The sequence below is a fragment of the Neorhizobium vignae genome, from assembly GCF_000732195.1.
Lineage (GTDB): Bacteria > Pseudomonadota > Alphaproteobacteria > Rhizobiales > Rhizobiaceae > Neorhizobium > Neorhizobium vignae.
On sequence record NZ_JNNU01000006.1, the window covers coordinates 260,240 to 279,180 of the forward strand.

The 18,941-nt window shown below is 62.4% G+C and carries 17 protein-coding genes; 15 read left to right on the forward strand and 2 right to left on the reverse strand.

Annotated elements, in window-relative coordinates; genetic code table 11:
• Window positions 1-228 precede the first annotated feature (228 nt).
• The 8 genes from GQ59_RS12395 (at window position 229) to GQ59_RS12430 (ending at window position 8,538) form a co-directional block, all read left to right on the forward strand.
• Entirely contained in the window at window positions 229-3,225 is a 2,997-nt protein-coding gene (locus tag GQ59_RS12395; RefSeq protein WP_037081605.1) for a 2-oxoglutarate dehydrogenase E1 component, read from the forward strand.
• A gap of 12 nt (window positions 3,226-3,237) precedes the next feature.
• Window positions 3,238-3,564 carry a YciI family protein gene (locus tag GQ59_RS12400; RefSeq protein WP_037081607.1) on the forward strand — a complete coding sequence of 109 codons (327 nt, stop codon included), beginning with the start codon at window positions 3,238-3,240 and terminating at the stop codon, window positions 3,562-3,564.
• Between the two features lie 30 nt (window positions 3,565-3,594).
• Window positions 3,595-4,851 carry a 2-oxoglutarate dehydrogenase complex dihydrolipoyllysine-residue succinyltransferase gene (gene odhB, locus GQ59_RS12405; RefSeq protein ID WP_037081608.1) on the forward strand — a complete coding sequence of 419 codons (1,257 nt, stop codon included), beginning with the start codon at window positions 3,595-3,597 and terminating at the stop codon, window positions 4,849-4,851.
• A gap of 15 nt (window positions 4,852-4,866) precedes the next feature.
• Window positions 4,867-5,283, forward strand: a complete 417-nt coding sequence (locus tag GQ59_RS12410) for an MAPEG family protein (RefSeq protein ID WP_037081610.1) — start codon at window positions 4,867-4,869, stop codon at window positions 5,281-5,283.
• A 15-nt stretch (window positions 5,284-5,298) separates the two neighbouring features.
• A complete protein-coding gene (locus tag GQ59_RS12415) occupies window positions 5,299-5,790 on the forward strand; it encodes a hypothetical protein (RefSeq protein WP_152564313.1) in 492 nt (163 codons plus the stop codon).
• 39 nt (window positions 5,791-5,829) lie between these two features.
• On the forward strand, window positions 5,830-7,236 hold the full coding sequence (gene lpdA, locus GQ59_RS12420) for a dihydrolipoyl dehydrogenase (protein WP_037081613.1): 1,407 nt from the start codon (window positions 5,830-5,832) through the stop codon (window positions 7,234-7,236).
• A gap of 178 nt (window positions 7,237-7,414) precedes the next feature.
• The gene (locus GQ59_RS12425) at window positions 7,415-7,915 is read left to right on the forward strand and encodes a DUF2867 domain-containing protein (protein WP_037081842.1); all 501 of its coding nucleotides are present in this window, start codon (window positions 7,415-7,417) and stop codon (window positions 7,913-7,915) included.
• 131 nt (window positions 7,916-8,046) lie between these two features.
• Entirely contained in the window at window positions 8,047-8,538 is a 492-nt protein-coding gene (locus tag GQ59_RS12430) for a cytochrome b (protein WP_037081614.1), read from the forward strand.
• A 13-nt stretch (window positions 8,539-8,551) separates the two neighbouring features.
• Here GQ59_RS12430 and GQ59_RS12435 read toward each other — a convergent pair whose 3' ends face one another.
• Both GQ59_RS12435 and GQ59_RS12440 read right to left on the reverse strand, forming a co-directional pair.
• Window positions 8,552-9,631 (reverse strand): TraB/GumN family protein, encoded by a 1,080-nt coding sequence (locus GQ59_RS12435; protein ID WP_037081615.1) that lies wholly within the window; start codon window positions 9,629-9,631, stop codon window positions 8,552-8,554.
• A 97-nt stretch (window positions 9,632-9,728) separates the two neighbouring features.
• A complete protein-coding gene (locus GQ59_RS12440) occupies window positions 9,729-10,664 on the reverse strand; it encodes a tyrosine recombinase XerC (protein WP_037081617.1) in 936 nt (311 codons plus the stop codon).
• Between the two features lie 152 nt (window positions 10,665-10,816).
• Between GQ59_RS12440 and GQ59_RS12445 the strand changes: the two genes are divergently transcribed.
• The 7 genes from GQ59_RS12445 to GQ59_RS12475 all read left to right on the forward strand — a co-directional run bounded on the left by GQ59_RS12445 (window position 10,817) and on the right by GQ59_RS12475 (window position 18,926).
• Entirely contained in the window at window positions 10,817-11,746 is a 930-nt protein-coding gene (locus GQ59_RS12445) for a GNAT family N-acetyltransferase (protein ID WP_037081619.1), read from the forward strand.
• 53 nt (window positions 11,747-11,799) lie between these two features.
• Window positions 11,800-12,942 carry an AAA family ATPase gene (locus tag GQ59_RS12450; protein ID WP_037081620.1) on the forward strand — a complete coding sequence of 381 codons (1,143 nt, stop codon included), beginning with the start codon at window positions 11,800-11,802 and terminating at the stop codon, window positions 12,940-12,942.
• 49 nt (window positions 12,943-12,991) lie between these two features.
• Window positions 12,992-15,214: a primosomal protein N' gene (locus GQ59_RS12455; RefSeq protein WP_037081622.1), complete on the forward strand. Its 2,223-nt coding sequence runs from the start codon at window positions 12,992-12,994 to the stop codon at window positions 15,212-15,214.
• Between the two features lie 62 nt (window positions 15,215-15,276).
• A complete protein-coding gene (locus tag GQ59_RS12460) occupies window positions 15,277-15,660 on the forward strand; it encodes an AGROH133_08824 family phage infection protein (RefSeq protein WP_037081844.1) in 384 nt (127 codons plus the stop codon).
• Between the two features lie 261 nt (window positions 15,661-15,921).
• Window positions 15,922-16,488 carry a F0F1 ATP synthase subunit delta gene (locus GQ59_RS12465; protein ID WP_080956527.1) on the forward strand — a complete coding sequence of 189 codons (567 nt, stop codon included), beginning with the start codon at window positions 15,922-15,924 and terminating at the stop codon, window positions 16,486-16,488.
• The gene (gene atpA, locus GQ59_RS12470; RefSeq protein WP_037081627.1) at window positions 16,488-18,017 is read left to right on the forward strand and encodes a F0F1 ATP synthase subunit alpha; all 1,530 of its coding nucleotides are present in this window, start codon (window positions 16,488-16,490) and stop codon (window positions 18,015-18,017) included. Before GQ59_RS12465 ends, atpA begins: the two co-directional genes overlap by 1 nt.
• 30 nt (window positions 18,018-18,047) lie before the next feature.
• Window positions 18,048-18,926 (forward strand): F0F1 ATP synthase subunit gamma, encoded by an 879-nt coding sequence (locus tag GQ59_RS12475; RefSeq protein WP_037081629.1) that lies wholly within the window; start codon window positions 18,048-18,050, stop codon window positions 18,924-18,926.
• Window positions 18,927-18,941 lie beyond the last annotated feature (15 nt).

An 18,941-nucleotide genomic window follows, 5' to 3' on the forward strand; every position in this document is an offset into this window, starting at 1 on the left:
AAAGGACACTCGCCGCCGATAGATAGGTGGCGATTGATCCGACAAGCTTCGGACAGGCGAAGCGCCACATTGTTTCGCCTGTCCATGTTTTGCGTCTCCCAACTTCTCGAGACGCGTAACCGCCAAGCGCGGTTCGGTACCAAGACGAAGACCAAGAAAATGCGGAGGCCGGAGATATTTTCCGGTTCCGATTACGTCAGGAGGCGGGCGCGGCGCCCGCAGATAACCATGGCACGGCAAGAAGCCAACGAGCAGTTCCTCATCACCTCTTTCCTCGACGGACAGAACGCAGCCTATATCGAGCAGCTTCATGCTCGTTACGAGGATGACCCGACATCCGTCGCGCCGGAATGGCAGGCCTTCTTCAAGGCGCTGGCCGACAATCCGGACGATGTGAAAGCGGCGGCGAAGGGTGCCTCCTGGCAGCGCAAGAACTGGCCGATCACGGCCAATGGCGAGCTGGTATCGGCGCTCGACGGCAACTGGCCGATCGTCGAAAAGGCGATCGAAACCAAGGTCAAGGCAAAGGCCGAAGCTGCCGCCGTTGCGACCGGCAAGCCGGTCAACGAAACCGACGTGCTGCAGGCGACACGCGATAGCGTCCGCGCCATCATGATGATCCGCGCCTATCGCATGCGCGGCCACCTGCACGCGAAGCTCGATCCGCTCGGTATTGCCAGCGCGGTCGAGGACTATAACGAGCTTTCGCCGACGGCTTACGGCTTCACGGAAGCCGATTACGACCGCAAGATCTTCATCGACAACGTGCTCGGCCTCGAATACGCGACTCTCCGTGAGATGATCGAGATCCTTGAGCGCACCTATTGCTCGACGCTCGGCGTCGAATTCATGCATATCTCCAATCCGGAAGAGAAGTCCTGGATCCAGGAGCGCATCGAGGGCCCCGGCAAGGGCGTCGAATTCACCGCCAACGGCAAGAAGGCGATCCTTCAGAAGCTGGTGGAAGCGGAAGGTTACGAACAGTTCCTCGACGTCCGCTTCAAGGGGACCAAGCGTTTCGGCCTCGACGGCGGCGAATCGCTGATCCCGGCGCTCGAACAGATCATCAAGCGCGGCGGCCAGGACGGCCTGGAAGAAGTCATCGTCGGCATGGCCCATCGCGGCCGCCTGAACGTTCTCACTAACGTCATGGGCAAGCCGCACCGCGCAGTGTTCCACGAGTTCAAGGGCGGTTCGTTCAAGCCGGACGAAGTCGAAGGCTCGGGCGACGTGAAGTACCATCTCGGTGCTTCTTCTGACCGCGAGTTCGACGGCAACACCGTGCACCTGTCGCTCACGGCCAACCCTTCGCATCTTGAAATCGTCAACCCGGTCGTCATGGGCAAGGCGCGCGCCAAGCAGGATATGCGTGCCAAGGTCTGGGAAGGCGACGTCATTCCGCTCAAGGAGCGTTCCAAGGTTCTGCCGCTGCTGTTGCACGGCGATGCGGCCTTTGCCGGCCAAGGCGTCGTGGCTGAAATCCTCGGCCTTTCGGGTCTGCGCGGTCATCGCGTCGCCGGCACGATGCACGTCATCATCAACAACCAGATCGGCTTCACCACCAATCCGGCCTTCTCGCGTTCGTCGCCCTATCCGTCCGACGTCGCCAAGATGATCGAGGCCCCGATCTTCCACGTCAACGGCGACGACCCGGAAGCGGTCGTCTACGCCGCCAAGATTGCGACCGAATACCGGATGAAGTTCCACAAGCCGGTGGTCGTCGACATGTTCTGCTACCGTCGCTTCGGTCATAACGAAGGCGACGAGCCGGCGTTCACGCAGCCGAAGATGTACAAGGTCATCCGCGCCCACAAGACGGTCGCGCAGATCTATGCCGACCGCCTGATCGCCGAAGGTCTCGTCACCGACGGCGAGTTCGAGAAGATGAAGGCCGACTGGCGCGCCAATCTCGAAACCGAGTTCGAGGCCGGTCAGAGCTACAAGCCGAACAAGGCCGACTGGCTGGACGGCCAGTGGTCGGGCCTGCGTTCGGCCGACAATGCCGACGAGCAGCGCCGTGGCAAGACCGCGATGCCGATGAAGGAACTGCGGGAGATCGGCCGCAAGCTGTCGACAATTCCGGAAGGCTTCAATGCGCACCGCACCATCAAGCGGTTCATGGAGAACCGCGCCCAGATGGTCGAGACCGGCGAAGGCATCGACTGGGCCATGGCGGAAGCCCTGGCATTCGGCTCGCTTGCCGTCGAAGGCACCAAGATCCGCCTGTCCGGCCAGGATTGCGAACGCGGCACGTTCAGCCAACGTCATTCGGTTCTCTACGATCAGGACACCGAAGAGCGCTACATTCCGCTCGCCAACCTGTCGCCGACCCAGGCCCGGTACGAAGTCATCAACTCGATGCTTTCGGAAGAGGCGGTCCTCGGCTTCGAATACGGGTATTCGCTTGCCCGCCCGAATGCACTGACCCTCTGGGAAGCCCAGTTCGGCGACTTCGCCAACGGTGCACAGGTCGTGTTCGACCAGTTCATCTCGTCTGGCGAACGCAAGTGGCTGCGCATGTCCGGTCTCGTCTGCCTGCTGCCGCACGGTTATGAAGGCCAGGGTCCGGAACACTCCTCGGCACGCCTCGAGCGCTGGCTGCAGATGTGCGCCGAAGACAACATGCAGGTCGCCAACGTCACGACGCCGGCCAACTACTTCCATATCCTGCGTCGCCAGACCAAGCGCGACTTCCGCAAGCCGCTCATCCTGATGACGCCGAAGTCCCTGCTGCGCCACAAACGGGCTACCTCGACGCTTGCCGAACTGGCCGGCGAATCCTCCTTCCATCGCCTCCTCTGGGACGATGCGGAGGTCATCAAGGACGGCCCGATCAAGCTGCAGAAGGATGCCAAGATCCGTCGCGTCGTGCTGTGCACCGGCAAGGTCTATTACGACCTTCTCGAAGAGCGCGAAAAGCGCGGCATTGACGACATCTACCTGCTGCGCATCGAACAGCTTTATCCGTTCCCGGCCAAGGCGCTGATCAACGAGCTTTCCCGCTTCCGCAACGCGGAAATGGTCTGGTGCCAGGAAGAGCCGAAGAACATGGGTGCCTGGTCGTTCATCGACCCGTATCTGGAATGGGTTCTGGCGCATATCGATGCCAAGTATCAGCGCGTTCGTTACACGGGCCGGCCGGCAGCGGCCTCGCCCGCAACGGGCCAGATGTCGAAGCATCTCGCACAGCTCGAAGCCTTCCTCGAAGACGCGCTGGGCGGCTGAGGGGACGGGCGGATGGCCTATTTTCACCTGAAGCTCGTTCCGCCTCGGCCGAGCTTTCCGCATGACGCAACGCCGGAGGAAATGACGGCGATGCAGGCCCACGCCGCCTATTGGCATGGCCATGCGGAAACCGGCGTCGCGATCGCCGTCGGTCCCGTCTTTTCGGAAGGCGGGGCTTTTGGCATCGCGGTAGTGGAAGCTGCGGATGCGGCGGCCGCCCAGGCGCTCGGCGACAACGATCCGGTGATCAAGGCGGCTCTAGGCTTCCGCTTCGAAACCTCTCCCATGCCATCCATCATTCTTCGGACGTCTGCGGCAGATGCCGCCGCCGCCGTCTAAACGAAAACAAACCATTCAGGAACTCACACAATGGCCACTGAAATCCGCGTCCCAACCCTCGGAGAATCCGTCAGCGAGGCGACCGTCGGCACCTGGTTCAAGAAGGTCGGCGAGACGGTCAAGGCCGACGAGCCGCTCCTCGAGCTCGAAACGGACAAGGTGACCGTCGAGGTTCCGTCGCCGGCTGCCGGCGTTCTGACCGAGATCGTCGCCGCCAACGGCGAGACCGTCGGCCTCGGCGCCCTGCTCGGCCAGATCGCCGAAGGTGCAGCAGGTGCCGCGACTGCCGCTCCGGCCGCAAAGCCCGCCGAAGCCGCACCGGCCAAGGCTGCCGAACCGGCTGCTCCGGCGCCTGTCGCCGCTGCCGCCAGCGCCTCTGCTGCCGCCACCTCGATGCCGCCGGCTCCGGCTGCCGCCAAGATCGCTGCGGACAACAACATCTCGACCGCCGATATCGATGGTTCGGGCAAGCGTGGCCAGGTCCTCAAGGGCGACGTGATCGCTGCGGTCGCCAAGGGCATTTCCGCTCCGGCTGCCGCGCCTGCCGCTCCGGCAGCACCCCGTCCGGTTTCCTCGGCTGACGACGCATCGCGCGAAGAGCGCGTGAAGATGACGCGCCTGCGCCAGACGATCGCCCGCCGCCTCAAGGATGCACAGAACACCGCCGCCATGCTGACCACCTATAACGAGGTGGACATGAAGGCGGTCATGGACCTGCGCAACCGCTACAAGGACGTGTTCGAGAAGAAGCACGGCGTGAAGCTCGGCTTCATGGGCTTCTTCACCAAGGCCGTGACACATGCGCTGAAGGAACTGCCGGCCGTCAACGCCGAGATCGACGGCACCGACATCATCTACAAGAACTACTGCCATGTCGGCGTCGCCGTCGGCACCGACAAGGGTCTCGTGGTTCCGGTCGTGCGCAATGCGGACCAGATGTCGATCGCCGAAATCGAGAAGGATATCGGCCGCCTCGGCAAGCTCGCCCGTGACGGCGCGCTCTCCATGGCCGACATGCAGGGCGGTACGTTCACCATCTCGAACGGCGGCGTCTACGGTTCGCTGATGTCCTCGCCGATCCTCAACGCTCCGCAGTCCGGCATTCTCGGCATGCACAAGATCCAGGATCGCCCGGTCGTCATCGGCGGCCAGATCGTCATCCGCCCGATGATGTATCTGGCGCTCTCCTACGACCACCGCATGGTGGATGGCAAGGAAGCCGTGACCTTCCTCGTGCGCGTCAAGGAAAGCCTCGAAGATCCGGAACGTCTGGTTCTCGATCTCTAAGACGGGAACGAACCCATGGAAACGCTCGGGGTTACCGCAACGCCGTACATGACGCTGCTGGCCTTGAGCGTTGTCCTTCTGGTCTTCCATGTCCTGCTGCAGGGTACGCTCTCGACCCGCGAACTCGGGTCGGAGTGGAATGCCGGGCCGCGGGACGCGGGGCTGGCACCGAAGGGCAGGTTCGCCGGCCGCGCGGAGCGGGCGTCGAAGAATTTCCAGGAAACCTATCCGGCTTTCGTCGGGCTTCTGCTCGGCGTCGCCTTTGCCGGCGACGACGCATCCGGCTGGGGCCTGATCGGCGGCTGGATCTGGCTTGTTTCGCGGGTCGTCTATATTCCGCTCTATATGGGCGGCGTGCCCTATATCCGGTCCCTCGTCTGGACGGTGAGCCTGATCGGGCTTCTCGCCATGACCATTGCGCTCTTCCGGTGACCCATGATCGCTTCCTTGAAAACATGGCTTCCGATTTTCTGCCTGGTGCCGGGCATGGCTGCGGCCGCCGAACGGTGCGCGATCGAGAAGGCGGTATTCGTCGAGGCGACTGCCGGAACGGTGCTCGCCTTCAAGCCGGTCGCTTCGAATGCAGCTGTGGTCAGCCATCTCTTCACGATCACCGGGGCCAAGCTGAAGCTCGACGGCAACGTGATGTACGACGACGAATCCAAGCGCCCGGGCGGCATGGTGACCAACAACTGCCCACAGGGCGATGCGACGGGCGCGGAACTTCGGGCCTGCACCGTCTGGACCGGCGTGCCCTATGCCCTTGATGTGGCGACCGGCCATATCGACATATTGGGCGCGGCGAATACTCCGGCACCGGACGCAATCCTGATGCCCGGTTTCGGCCCGTCGATCCGACATTCGACGCTGTGGGGCAAGAGCGGTCTGAAACAGGTCCCGTGGGATCTCTATGAATTCAAGGAATGCAAGGCGGCGTGAGCGAGGCTCCTCCGCGGGTTATCAAGAGAAGGATTTGTGATGGCATATGATCTCGTCGTAATCGGAAGCGGCCCCGGCGGTTACGTCTGCGCGGTAAAGGCCGCCCAGCTCGGCCTCAAGGTCGCGGTCGTGGAAAAGCGCGCCACCTATGGCGGGACCTGCCTCAACATCGGCTGCATCCCTTCCAAGGCGCTGCTGCACGCCTCCGAAATGTTCGCCCACGCCGCCCACGGCATGGATGCGCTCGGCGTCGAGGTTTCCGCTCCGAAGCTCAACCTTGAAAAGATGATGGCCCACAAGGACGCGACCGTGAAGTCGAACGTCGACGGCGTCTCGTTCCTGTTCAAGAAGAACAAGATCGACGGCTTCATCGGCACCGGCAAGATCGTCTCGGCTGGCAAGGTCTCGGTGACCGGCGAGGACGGCAAGGTCCAGGAACTCGAAACGAAGAACATCGTCATTGCCACCGGCTCCGACGTTGCGGGCATTCCGGGCGTCAATGTCGAGATCGACGAGAAGGTGATCATCTCGTCCACCGGCGGCATCGCGCTGGAAAAGGTGCCGCAGCACCTGATCGTGGTCGGCGGCGGCGTCATCGGCATGGAGCTTGGCTCTGTCTGGTCGCGCCTCGGCGCCAAGGTCACCGTGATCGAATATCTCGACAAGCTGCTCGGCGGCATGGACGGCGAAGTGTCCAAGCAGTTCCAGCGCATGATGGCGAAGCAGGGCATGGACATCCGCACGGATGCCAAGGTCACCGGTGTCGAAAAGACCGCCAACGGTGCCAAGGTCACCTACGAGCCGGTCAAGGGCGGTGACGCCCAGACGCTCGAAGCCGACGTCGTGCTGATCGCCACCGGCCGCAAGCCCTACACGGCGGGTCTCGGTCTGGAAGAAGCAGGCGTCAAGCTCGACAACCGCGGCCGCGTCGAGATCGACGGCCACTTCAAGACCAATGTCGAAGGCATCTACGCGATCGGCGACGTCGTTCGTGGTCCGATGCTCGCCCACAAGGCGGAAGACGAAGGCGTGGCGATGGCCGAGATCATCGCCGGCCAGCATGGCCATGTGAACTATGACGTCATCCCCGGCGTCGTCTACACCCAGCCGGAAGTGGCGTCCGTCGGCAAGACCGAGGAAGAGCTGAAGGCTGCGGGCATCGCCTACAAGGTCGGCAAGTTCCCGTTCACCGCCAACGGCCGCGCCCGCGCCATGCTGGCAACGGACGGCTTCGTGAAGATCCTTGCAGACAAGGATACCGACCGGGTTCTCGGCGGCCATATCGTCGGTTTCGGCGCCGGCGAAATGATCCACGAGATCGCCGTGCTGATGGAATTCGGCGGCTCCTCGGAAGACCTCGGCCGCACCTGCCATGCCCACCCGACCATGTCGGAAGCCGTCAAGGAAGCCGCACTCGCGACCTTCTTCAAGCCGATCCATATGTAAGAATGAACTTCGGACCCAAAGGCCGTCGGATCCCGTGATCCGGCGGCCTTTGCTGTTTATGGAGATGCGTGTTCAGCCGCCGGCCATATTGCCGCAGCGCCTATGGAGTTCACCGATGGCGGCAGTTGCATGTTAATGTGAGGCACGATCCAGGATCGCCAAGGCACTCATGATGCAAATGTCCGTGACGCCTACCAAAACAGCGCCCCGCCTGCCGGATCCGGTACTGCCCCTGGCAGATTGGGCGGATCGCTATGAAATCGTCGTGCCGGCAAGGGAACTGACGGCAATCGAGGCCGCCAGGCTTGCGCTCGGACATTTCCCGCGTTGGGTGCGGGTCCTGATGGCGATCAGAAACGCGGCGGTCGCGCCTTTCGGCCTCAAGTCGTCGGGATACCATTCGCCGAACGTGGTGGAGATGATCGGCCTGTTTCCCGTCCTTTCCCAGTCGGCACGCCAGGCCGTGCTCGGGTTCGATGACCATCATCTCGATTTCCGCATCGTCGTCGATGTCGATGACAGTTCGAAAGGCAAAGTGGTCGGCGTCACCACGCTGGTGCGGCGCAAGATCCTGTTCGGCAGGATCTACATTGCCGTCATCACCCCGTTTCACAAATTGATTGTTTCGGCGATGCTTTCGAACGTGGAAAAACGGTTGGCAGGCTCCGAAGCCCAGTAACGGCGGCCTGTTTTGCGAAACATCAATTCCAGGATTAAATCTTGGACAGGCTTGCCGGTTTCGCTTGAGCGTCGGGATAATGGTCCTAAACTGAATGCCATTGCACTAACCTTCTGAAAAGGGTCAAGAAAATGGTTCCCTACTTCTCGATGCCGCAGCGTATTTTGCATTGGCTGATGGCGGCTCTCATTCTTTTCAACTTGCTCTTCACCGATGCCATGGAAACTGCCGGGCGGCTGATGTTCGGGGGGCAGACACTGACGCCGGAGCAGGTAAGTGCGGCGAACATCCATGCCTATGTCGGCATCACCGTGCTGCTGCTTGCTGTCGTCCGGCTCTGTCTGCGGTTCGTCCAGGGCGCGCCGCCGGAGCCGGAGCAAGAGCCGCCGTTCCTGCGGGTGGTGGCGAGGATCAGCCACTGGGCCTTTTATGCGCTGTTCTTCGTGATGCCGTTTGCGGGTATCGGGGCCTATTATTTCGGGAACAAGACCGCGGCTTTCGCGCATGCGGGACCGCTGAAACTTTTGATGTGGGCGTTGATCGTCGCCCATATCGCAGGCGCGCTGGTGCATCAGTTCTATTGGAAGACCGATGTGCTGAAGCGGATGACGAGTGGCCGATGAAGGATGGGCGGTGTCAATTGACCGCCGTCACCTTGAAGCCCTTCTTCCGGAAGAGTTCGACAAGGCCTTCCTCGCCCGGCAGGTGAAGAGCGCCGACGGCCATGAAGGCGCCGCCTTGGTCGAGGATTGGGGCTGCCCGATCGGCCATCACGTGGTTGCGCTTGCTGACGACGAGGTTTTCGAAGTCGCCGTAACCGGCTTCGTCCTCGGTGCCGTCGGGTGCGACGGCTTTCAGCATCGGCATGGCAAGGCCGATCTCGCCGGAAATATAGACTTCCGTCAGAGTCTCGAAGACATCGTCGACGCGCTTGCCGAGCTTGATGGTTTCGATCAGCGACTTGAGGTGGAGATCGATCGGGATCGCATTCAGCGCCGCCGCCTGCTCTTCGAGCGTTTCCAGGCCCCTGACCGGCTTGCCCTCGGCCGTTGCCTGTTCGGCAATCTTCTTGTCGAGGAAGGCGACGTTCTGGGCCTTGCGGGCAAGCTCGCAGGCCGGCACGGAAACGAGTGCCATCAGCATCCACGGCCGCATGCGCGAAACGGCAGAGAGCGGCACTCCGCGTGCCTTCAGGCCGGTTTCGAGCAGAGCGACATCGTCCTTCGACAAGAGCGAATCGATCGTGCTGCCGTCCGTCAGCATCATCAGTTCCGGTTTGGCCAGCATCTTGGCCATCGCCTTCTTCTCGTCGATGACCTCGTCGGATTCGATGACGATGGTTTTCGCCTTGGAATGGGCTTCCGCGGCGCCGAGCGGCATTTTCAGAACCCGCGGATCGGACACATGCATGGTGCCGAGCAGATAGGATGGCGCCAGCCCGTCCTTCTCGATCTTCCAGAAGATGCCCTTGCCGTTCGGCACCTTGGCGCCTTCCGCGATGATCTGGTCGTAGAGCGGCGACTTTTCCGCCTTCATCTCTTCGAGGAGGTTCCGGCCGTCGCATGCGGGCGTTTCCGCCCATGCAGGCGACAGCGATGCGAGGACGAGAAGGAGAGAGGCAAGTGCCACGACGTGGGCGGCCGCGATCAGCCACAGCACGAAACCTTGGGCGCGCTTGACCAAAGCGCCGGTGGAAGAGGCAAAGGCGGGAGTCATCATGTCATCCGTCTGAAAGTTGCCGGCATATTAGCGATGGCGGCTGCACAAGCGCTTAACGCAACTGGTTAAAACTTCGTTCAGGCAGATCTAGGGGCTACGCACGGGGGTGGGCACGGTCGTAGACTTCCAGAAGCCTCGAGGAATCGACGCCGGTATAGACCTGGGTCGTCGAAAGGCTGGCATGGCCGAGCAGTTCCTGGATGGTGCGCAGGTCGCCGCCGCCGGCGAGCAGATGGGTTGCAAAGGAATGCCGCAGCGCATGCGGCGTTGCCGTCTCCGGCAGTCCGAAGGCGCTCCTGAGCTTCTGCATTTCCCGCTGGATGATCGCCGGCTGCAGTGGACCGCCGCGAGCGCCGCGAAACAGCGGCTTTTCGGCTTCCAGATGGTAGGGGCAGAGTTTCGTGTAGGTGGCGACGGCATCGAATACCGCCTGCAGCAGCGGCACCAGGCGGGTCTTGCCGCCCTTGCCGGTGATCCGCAGAGTTGTCGCGCCAGGCAGCAGGTCTGTCGGCCTGAGACCCAAGGCCTCGGAGATGCGCAGGCCGCAGCCGTAGAGCAGGGCCAGCACGGCGGCATCGCGGGCGGCGACCCACGGCTCTTCCTGCAATTGGGCGCCTGTCGTGACGAGGTTGAGCGCCTGGCGGTCGGTCAGCGGCTTTGGCAGGGACTTCGGCTGCTTCGGAGCGCGGATGGCACCGGCGGCTGCGGCGTTCACCAGGCCCTTGCGCTCAAGATAACGAAGAAATGAACGAAGCCCCGCGAGATGCCGGCCGAGCGACCTTGCTCCGGAACCGTCGCGGCGGCGCGCAGCCAGGAAAGCACGCAGGTCGGCCGGGCGCAGGGTGTGGATATCGGAAATTTTTGCGGGACCTGCCAGATGTCGGGTCAGAAACGTCAAAAACTGCCGCGTATCGCGTTCATAGGCATCGAGCGTGTTGTCCGACAGCCGGCGTTCGTTTGCCAGGCTCTCCAACCATTCGCGACGTTTTTCCACGAGATCGGGTGCGGCGATAATCAGCAGCTCATTCACTGTCGGCCCCGTTGAATTCGGATTGGTTGCGCCCCAGATTGCTCTGGACGGCGTTACGAAATCCCTAAGACTGCCTTAGTCGTGGGTAACGATGTCATCGTTCGATCATACGGGGCTGCCATACCAAGCAGGTCCTGCCTGCGGGAGTTTCTATGGCGCGCCGTGATTCTACGACCACTTTTGGACAGTTCGCGGAAACAATCGCCCTCGTTTCACAAGGCAGACCCGGTCACATCGTCGACACGCTGATCGCCGAACGCGGCCAGCGCATCGTCCAGAATCCGCTCTGGCCGGTGATGCGGCCATTTCTCTACACGCTGCTGCGTTATGGACGGGCGATCAAATTCGCCAACGACATCTCGACGCTCAGCGGCTTCCAGTGCTTCGAATACATGAGCGACCTCCTGAAGCTGGATGTGACGGTCGCCAACGCGGAGCGCATTCCCGAAAAGGGCGGCTTCATTCTCGTTAGCAACCATCCGACCGGGATTGCCGACGGGGTTGCCGTCTTCGACCTCCTGAAGTCGCGCCGTCCGGACATGATGGTGTTCGCCAACCGCGATGCGGTGCGCGTCAATCCGCGTTTTTCCGAGATGATCATCCCCGTCGAATGGCGGGAGGAATACAAGACCAAGCTGAAGGCGCGCGAGACGCTGGTTCTGACCAACAAGACCATCGAGGACGGCAAGGTCATGGTGCTGTTTCCCTCGGGGCGCATCGCCTATTGGGCGGATGGCCGGCTGAACGAGCGGCCGTGGAAAACATCCGCCGTCAGTCTCGCCCGCAAATACAACCTGCCGATCCTGCCGATCCACATGCGCGCGCGCAATTCCGGCCTGTTCTATTGGTTTGCCAAATGGTCGACGGAACTGCGCGACATGACGGTGTTCCACGAGCTCCTGAACAAGAAGGGCGATCATTTCGATTTCACCGTCGGCCAGATGATCCCCCCGAGTGCGCTGGATGGCGATATGACGGAGGTCACCAAGGCGCTGGAACAGCACACGGTGTTCGAACTTGCCGCCGATGGCGATGCGGTGTTCAAGCCCGACGAGAAGGCGCGGACGGCGTCGGCGGCGTGAAGCGAGGGCTCGGCGGTATTTTTTCCATCCGGCTCTTCGGTTAGGAATGGAAGATGCTGCTTCGCTCGATGTTTGCCGCCAATTACCGCTCGCTGCGCTCGATCCGCATGGATCTGGCAGGTGTCAATCTGTTCATAGGCGAGAACGGCGTCGGCAAGTCCAATCTCTATCGCGCCCTGCAGCTCGTGCAGGCCGCGGTGCGCGGCAATCTGGCCTATGAGATCGCGGCCGAAGGCGGGATGGCCTCGGCGCTCTGGTCCGGCCCTCGCCGGCAGGAGAAGAATTTCCGCATCAAGCTCGAAGTCGAGGTTCTTGATGAAGAGCGGGCGGTGACGTTCCGCTACCGGGTCGAGGCGGGGCTTCGTCCGCCTATCGATGCGGCGGGCTTTGCCTTCGAGCCGCAGGTGAAGGAGGAGGAGCTTGTCGTTGAAACCGGTTCGCGGCCCGTGACGATGATGAAACGCACCGGGCCGGGAATCATGGTGCGCGGGAAAAGCGGTCGGATGGAGGAGTATCCCGAAAAGGCGATGACCTCGGAAACGGCGATCGCCCTGCTCGGCGATGCCGGCCACTATCCGGAAGTCGGCGCTTTTCGGCGATTGATCGACGGCTGGCGGTTCTTCCATGGTTTTCGAACGGATAGGGATTCCGCCCTGCGGCGGCCCTGCCTTGCCGTTACCTCGCCGCTGCTCGATCAGGACGGTGGTAACATGGCGGCGGTGTTCGCGACGCTCGTCCATACCCGCGGGGACACGGTGGAGCTCGACAGCGCCGTCGCTGCGGCTCTTGGCGGGGCGAAACTGCACGTGCCTGAGCCGGGTGAATATGCGGAATTCGGTCTGGTATTTCCCGATTTCCCCAAACGGATTTTTCAGCCGCGCGAGCTTTCCGATGGCCAGATCCGTTTCCTCGGGCTCGCCGCGGCCCTGATGTCCTATCGCCAGCCGCCGCTGATCGCGCTCAACGAGCCGGAGGCGAGCCTGCATCCGGACATGCTGCCGCCGCTCGCCGATATGATCGCCCAGGCCGCCCGCCACAGCCAGATCTGGATCGTCACCCATTCCGAACCGCTTGCGTCGGCCGTTCGGGAGCGTTGCGGCACGCGGCCGCGGCGGGTGATCCGAAAGGAGGGCGCCACCTGGATCGACGGCATGCGGCTGACCGGCGTCATCGACGGGGAAGACGGGGACGAGTAGTCCCGTTTAGGGTTCCCTTTTGTTCCATGTTTGGGCATGGTCGCCGCCCATGGGGATAGATTCGTCCGATCTCTTCGGTTCGCTGTTTGAAGCGCCGTCATTGGCGAGGGTGGTGCCGGTTCTGGTGCCGCTGCCGGTGCCGGTCGCCTATAGCTATGCCGTGCCGGACGGCGTGCATGTGGAGCCCGGTTCGGTGGTTCAGGTGCCGGTCGGCCCGCGGCAATTGATCGGCGTCGTCTGGGACGGCGACAACGACGACAAGCTCGACCCCAAGAAGCTAAGGCCGCTGACCCTGGTCTTCGATTGCCCGCCGCTCTCCAAGGAGATGCGCGATTTCATCGACTGGGTGGCGAGCTACACGCTGTCGCCGCCGGGCCTGGTCGCGCGCATGGCGATCCGGGCGCCGGCAGCACTCGATCCCGAGCCGATGGTCGAAGGTCTTCGCTATCTCGGCGGTCAGCCGGAGCGGCTGACCCCGGCGCGTGCTCGCGTGCTCGATCTCGCTGGCGAAGAAGAAATTCCGTGGACACGCAGCGGGCTGGCGCATGCCGCCGGCGTCTCGATGAGCGTCATCGACGGGCTGACCGCACAGGGGATTTTCGAAACCGTATTCCTGCCCCCGCCGCCGGTCGTGGCGATGCCCGATCCGGATTATATCAGCCCGCGCATCGAGGGACCGCAGAAACAGGCGTCCGTGGACATCCTGGAGTCGATCCGGGCGGGTGGCTTTTCCGCCTCGCTGATCGACGGCGTTACCGGCTCGGGCAAGACGGAAGTCTATTTCGAGGCGATCGCCGAAACCTTGAGGCGCGGAAAGCAGGTGCTGATCCTGCTGCCGGAAATCGCGCTGACCTCGAGCTTCCTCGAACGTTTCCAGGAGCGGTTCGGCGCCAAGCCAGGCGAATGGCATTCGGATCTGGCGCCCCGCATGCGCGAAAAGGTCTGGCGCGGCGTGGTGACCGGGGAGGTGAAGGTGGTGGCAGGTGCGCGCTCAGCGCTGTTCCTGCCCTTCGAGGATCTCGGCCTGATCATCGTCGATGAAGAGCACGACCCGGCCTACAAGCAGGAGGATCGGGTCTTCTACAACGCGCGCGACATGGCGGTGGTGCGGGCCCGGATCGGCGATTTTCCGATCGTGCTCGTCTCGGCGACGCCGTCGGTGGAGAGCCAGGTCAACGGCCTGGCCGGCCGCTACAACACCGTGCACCTGCCGACCCGTTTCGGCGATGCGGCGATGCCGGACCTGCACCTGATCGACATGCGCCGCCATCCGCCGGAGCGCGGCGGCTTCCTGTCGCCGGTACTGCTGCGCGCCATGAAGAAGACTCTTGAGAGAGGCGAGCAGTCGCTGCTCTTCCTCAACCGGCGCGGTTATGCGCCGCTGACGCTCTGCCGCGTCTGCGGCCACCGGTTCCAGTGTCCGCAATGTTCGAGCTGGCTGGTGGAGCACCGGTTCAAGAACCAGATCCAGTGCCATCAGTGCGGTTATTCGGAACGGACCCCGGAAGCCTGCCCGGAATGCGGTACGCTCGACCACCTCGTCGCCTGCGGGCCGGGCGTCGAGCGCATTGCCGAGGAAGTGGAGAAGCATTTTCCGGAGGCGCGCACGATTGTCATGTCGTCCGATCTGCTTGGCGGCGTCAAGCGCATGCGGATCGAGCTGGAGGCGATCGCCAAGGGCGAGGCGGATATCGTCATCGGCACGCAGCTCGTCGCCAAGGGCCATAACTTTCCGCTGATGACGCTGGTCGGCATTGTCGATTCCGATCTCGGCCTGTCCAACGGCGATCCGCGCGCCGCGGAGCGCACCTTCCAGCTTCTGAGCCAGGTGACGGGTCGCGCCGGGCGAACCGGTCTCAAGAGCCATGGCCTGCTGCAGACCTTCCAGCCGCAGCATCCGGTGATGCAGGCGATCGTCTCGGGCGATGCCGGGGCTTTTTACGAACGCGAGATCGCCGAACGGGAAAAGGCGATCCTGCCGCCTTTCGGCCGGCTGGCCTCGCTGATCGTCTCTGCCGAGACCCGCGCGGACGCGGAAACCCATGCGAGAGGCTTGCGGGCCGCCGCGCCGAAGGTCACCGGCATTTCGGTGCTCGGTCCGGCGGAAGCGCCGCTGGCGCTGGTGCGCGGCCGGCATCGCTTCCGGCTGCTGGTGCATGGACGGCGCAATTCCGACATGCAGGCGTTTCTGCGGGCGATGATGGAAAACGGCCCGAAACAGCGCGGCTCGGTGCAGATCCAGCTCGATATCGACCCGCAGAGTTTTCTGTAGCTTCTTTGCGACTTGTTTACCGCTTGCGCTAGAATCTGGCGATTCGAATGGTGCGAGGCGACATGGAACTCTATTTTCCCACTGAACTCGGCGAGCAGGTGGCCTTTGTCTGTGCGGCGGCAACCGCAGCACTCGGCCTTCTCGTTTTCCTGTTTCCCGCCGTCGTTCTGCGCCTGACCGCGTTCCAGATCGGCGAGGTACGGCCGGAAGGGTATGCGGCCGTCCGCTCGACCGGTGCCCACCATCTCGGATTCGGCCTTGCGGCGATCATGCTGGCCCAGGACTGGATCTACATGACGCTCGGAATAGCGCTCGGATTTGCCGCTCTCGGACGGTTGATGTCCTGTGCGCTCGATCGTGGCTTCACCCTTAGAAATATTGCATTTTCCTTACTTCAGGTTGTACTTGCCGGCGGGCCGCTCGCCTATGTCTTCGGCTATCTTTGAGGCCTCACGTAAAGACTATGAGCCTCGGCCTGCCGAAAATCCTGCCGCTTCCGGTATAAAATCGCTCTCAGCCCTTGCGTGTCCGGCTTTTTCCGTTATCAGGCGTGTTGCGAGTCCTTACAGCCTATGCTAGACGGACCGCGAAAGTCGGAAAGGGTAGTGCGCAAGCTCTGCAGGTTCTGAGAAAAAATCAAACGATTTCAAGCTCTTGCTTCACCTCTCCCGTAGGGTCTGGCGCTTGGATGGCAATACAGGGAAACTGTGCCCGTGGCTGACACGTCCCAGCTTATTTCCGGTGTAGCGGAGCGTTATGCTTCCTCGCTTTTCGAACTGTCCCTTGAGGCCGGTTCGATCGACAAGGTCGGTGCCGATCTTGATCGTTTTCAGGCGCTGCTGGATGAGAGTGAAGACCTGCGACGCCTGGTCGCAAGCCCGGTATTTTCCGCCGAAGATCAGCAGAAGGCCGTTCTCGCCGTTGCCGAGCGGGCTGGCATTTCCGGTCTCGTGGCCAATTTCCTGAAGGTCGTTGCCGGCAATCGTCGCCTTTTCGCGATGCCCGGCATGATCCGCGCCTTCCGCCAGATCGCCGCAGAGCATCGCGGTGAAATCACAGCCGAGGTCACCTCGGCGCATGCGCTTTCCCAGGCGCAGGAAAACGAACTCAAGTCGGCGCTGAAGGGCGTAACCGGCAAGGACGTGGCAATCGCCGTGACCATCGACCCGTCGATCCTCGGCGGACTGGTCGTCAAGGTCGGTTCTCGTCAGATCGATACTTCCCTTCGCACCAAACTTTCCACCCTTAAGCTTGCACTGAAAGAGGTTGGCTGATGGATATCCGCGCCGCGGAAATTTCCGCAATTCTGAAAGACCAGATCAAGAATTTCGGCCAGGAGGCTGAAGTTTCCGAAGTCGGACAGGTTCTGTCCGTCGGCGACGGCATTGCCCGCGTCTACGGTCTGGACAATGTCCAGGCCGGCGAGATGGTCGAATTCCCGGGCGGCATCCGTGGTATGGCGCTGAACCTCGAAGCCGACAATGTCGGCGTCGTCATCTTCGGTTCCGACCGTGCGATCAAGGAAGGCGACATCGTCAAGCGGACCGGCGCCATCGTCGACGTTCCGGTCGGTCCGGAACTGCTCGGCCGCGTCGTTGACGCGCTCGGCAACCCGATCGACGGCAAGGGCCCGATCAATGCGACCCGCCGTTCGCGCGTCGACGTCAAGGCTCCGGGCATTATCCCGCGCAAGTCGGTTCATGAGCCGATGTCGACCGGCCTCAAGGCCATCGACGCCCTCATCCCGGTCGGTCGCGGCCAGCGCGAGCTGGTCATCGGCGACCGCCAGACCGGCAAGACCGCGATCATCCTCGATACGATCCTCAACCAGAAGGCCATTCACGATAACGGCCCGGACTCGGAAAAGCTGTTCTGCGTCTACGTCGCTATCGGCCAGAAGCGCTCGACGGTTGCCCAGTTCGTGAAGGTTCTCGAAGAGCGCGGCGCTCTGCAGTACTCGATCATCGTTGCTGCGACCGCTTCCGATCCGGCTCCGATGCAGTATCTCGCGCCGTTCGCCGGCTGCGCCATGGGCGAATACTTCCGTGACAACGGCCAGCACGCGCTGATCGGTTACGACGACCTTTCCAAGCAGGCTGTCGCCTATCGTCAGATGTCGCTGCTGCTGCGCCGCCCGCCGGGCCGCGAAGCTTATCCGGGCGACGTCTTCTACCTGCATTCCCGCCTCCTGGAGCGCGCTGCAAAGCTTTCCGACGAGCGCGGCAATGGTTCGCTGACGGCTCTGCCGGTCATCGAAACCCAGGGTAACGACGTTTCGGCCTTCATTCCGACCAACGTGATCTCGATCACCGACGGCCAGATCTTCCTTGAAACCGACCTGTTCTACCAGGGTATCCGCCCGGCCGTTAACGTCGGTCTGTCGGTTTCCCGCGTCGGCTCGGCCGCGCAGATCAAGGCGATGAAGCAGGTTGCCGGCTCAATCAAGGGCGAACTCGCCCAGTATCGCGAAATGGCCGCCTTTGCCCAGTTCGGCTCCGACCTCGACGCCTCAACGCAGCGCCTTCTGAACCGTGGTGCACGCCTGACGGAACTCCTGAAGCAGCCGCAGTTCGCTCCGCTGAAGACGGAAGAGCAGGTCGCTGTGATCTTCGCCGGCGTCAACGGCTACCTCGACAAGATCGCGGTCGCCCAGGTTGGCAAGTTCGAGCAGGGCCTCCTCTCGTACCTGCGTTCCGAAGGCAAGGCTATCCTCGATGCGATCCGCACCGAGAAGCAGCTTTCCGACGACACGCGTGCGAAGCTGAAGGCCGCTCTCGACAGCTACGCCAAGTCTTTCGCCTGAGAACAGATCAAGCTCGAGGACCGATAACGGATGCCTTCACTTAAGGATCTGAAAAACCGGATCGCCTCCGTCAAGGCGACGCAGAAGATCACCAAGGCGATGAAAATGGTCGCCGCGGCGAAGCTGCGCCGTGCTCAGGAGGCGGCCGAGGCCGCCCGTCCTTACGCGGAACGCATGACCAAGGTGCTGGCCGGCCTTTCGGCCGCCAATGCCGGCAATGCGGAAGCGCCGCTGCTGCTCTCGGGCACGGGCAAGGATCAGGTTCATCTGCTGATCGTCGCGACCGGCGAACGCGGTCTGGCCGGGGGCTTCAACTCCTCGATCATCCGTCTCGCCCGCGATCACGCATTGAAACTGCTTGCCCAGGGCAAGATGGTGAAGATCATCACCGTCGGCCGCAAGGGCAACGACATCCTGCGCCGCACGTTCAAGGACAACATCGTCGACTACGTGACGTTCCGCGAAATCAAGCAGCTCGGTTTCGCCCAGGCCGACGAGGTGGCACACAAGGTGCTCGCGCTCTACAATGCCGGCGAATTCGACATCGCGACGCTGTTCTACGCACGCTTCCAGTCGGTGATCTCGCAGGTGGCGACCGCCTCGCAGATCATCCCGGCCACGTTCGATGCGACGCAGGCTGCGGATGCCTCCTCGGCGCTCTACGAATACGAGCCGAGCGAAGAGGAAATCCTCGAAGACCTGCTGCCGAAGAACGTCGCGATCCAGATCTTCCGGGCTCTGCTCGAAAACAACGCTTCCTTCTATGGCGCGCAGATGTCCGCAATGGACAACGCGACGCGCAATGCCGGTGACATGATCAACAAGCTGACGCTCTCCTACAACCGTCAGCGCCAGGCACAGATCACCAAGGAACTTATCGAAATCATTTCGGGCGCGGAAGCGCTCTGAGGTAAAGAAAGAGGG

Excerpts from the sequence above, each read along its gene's own strand:
- GQ59_RS12395 (WP_037081605.1), top strand. The coding sequence starts at position 229 with ATGGCACGGCAAGAAGCCAACGAGCAGTTCCTCATCACCTCTTTCCTC.
- GQ59_RS12475 (WP_037081629.1), top strand. The coding sequence starts at position 18,048 with ATGCCTTCACTTAAGGATCTGAAAAACCGGATCGCCTCCGTCAAGGCG.
- lpdA (WP_037081613.1), top strand. The coding sequence starts at position 5,830 with ATGGCATATGATCTCGTCGTAATCGGAAGCGGCCCCGGCGGTTACGTC.
- atpA (WP_037081627.1), top strand. The coding sequence starts at position 16,488 with ATGGATATCCGCGCCGCGGAAATTTCCGCAATTCTGAAAGACCAGATC.
- GQ59_RS12425 (WP_037081842.1), top strand. The coding sequence starts at position 7,415 with ATGTCCGTGACGCCTACCAAAACAGCGCCCCGCCTGCCGGATCCGGTA.
- GQ59_RS12430 (WP_037081614.1), top strand. The coding sequence starts at position 8,047 with ATGGTTCCCTACTTCTCGATGCCGCAGCGTATTTTGCATTGGCTGATG.
- GQ59_RS12460 (WP_037081844.1), top strand. The coding sequence starts at position 15,277 with ATGGAACTCTATTTTCCCACTGAACTCGGCGAGCAGGTGGCCTTTGTC.
- GQ59_RS12435 (WP_037081615.1), bottom strand. The coding sequence starts at position 9,631 with ATGACTCCCGCCTTTGCCTCTTCCACCGGCGCTTTGGTCAAGCGCGCC.
- GQ59_RS12445 (WP_037081619.1), top strand. The coding sequence starts at position 10,817 with ATGGCGCGCCGTGATTCTACGACCACTTTTGGACAGTTCGCGGAAACA.
- odhB (WP_037081608.1), top strand. The coding sequence starts at position 3,595 with ATGGCCACTGAAATCCGCGTCCCAACCCTCGGAGAATCCGTCAGCGAG.
- GQ59_RS12450 (WP_037081620.1), top strand. The coding sequence starts at position 11,800 with ATGCTGCTTCGCTCGATGTTTGCCGCCAATTACCGCTCGCTGCGCTCG.
- GQ59_RS12410 (WP_037081610.1), top strand. The coding sequence starts at position 4,867 with ATGGAAACGCTCGGGGTTACCGCAACGCCGTACATGACGCTGCTGGCC.
- GQ59_RS12455 (WP_037081622.1), top strand. The coding sequence starts at position 12,992 with ATGGGGATAGATTCGTCCGATCTCTTCGGTTCGCTGTTTGAAGCGCCG.
- GQ59_RS12400 (WP_037081607.1), top strand. The coding sequence starts at position 3,238 with ATGGCCTATTTTCACCTGAAGCTCGTTCCGCCTCGGCCGAGCTTTCCG.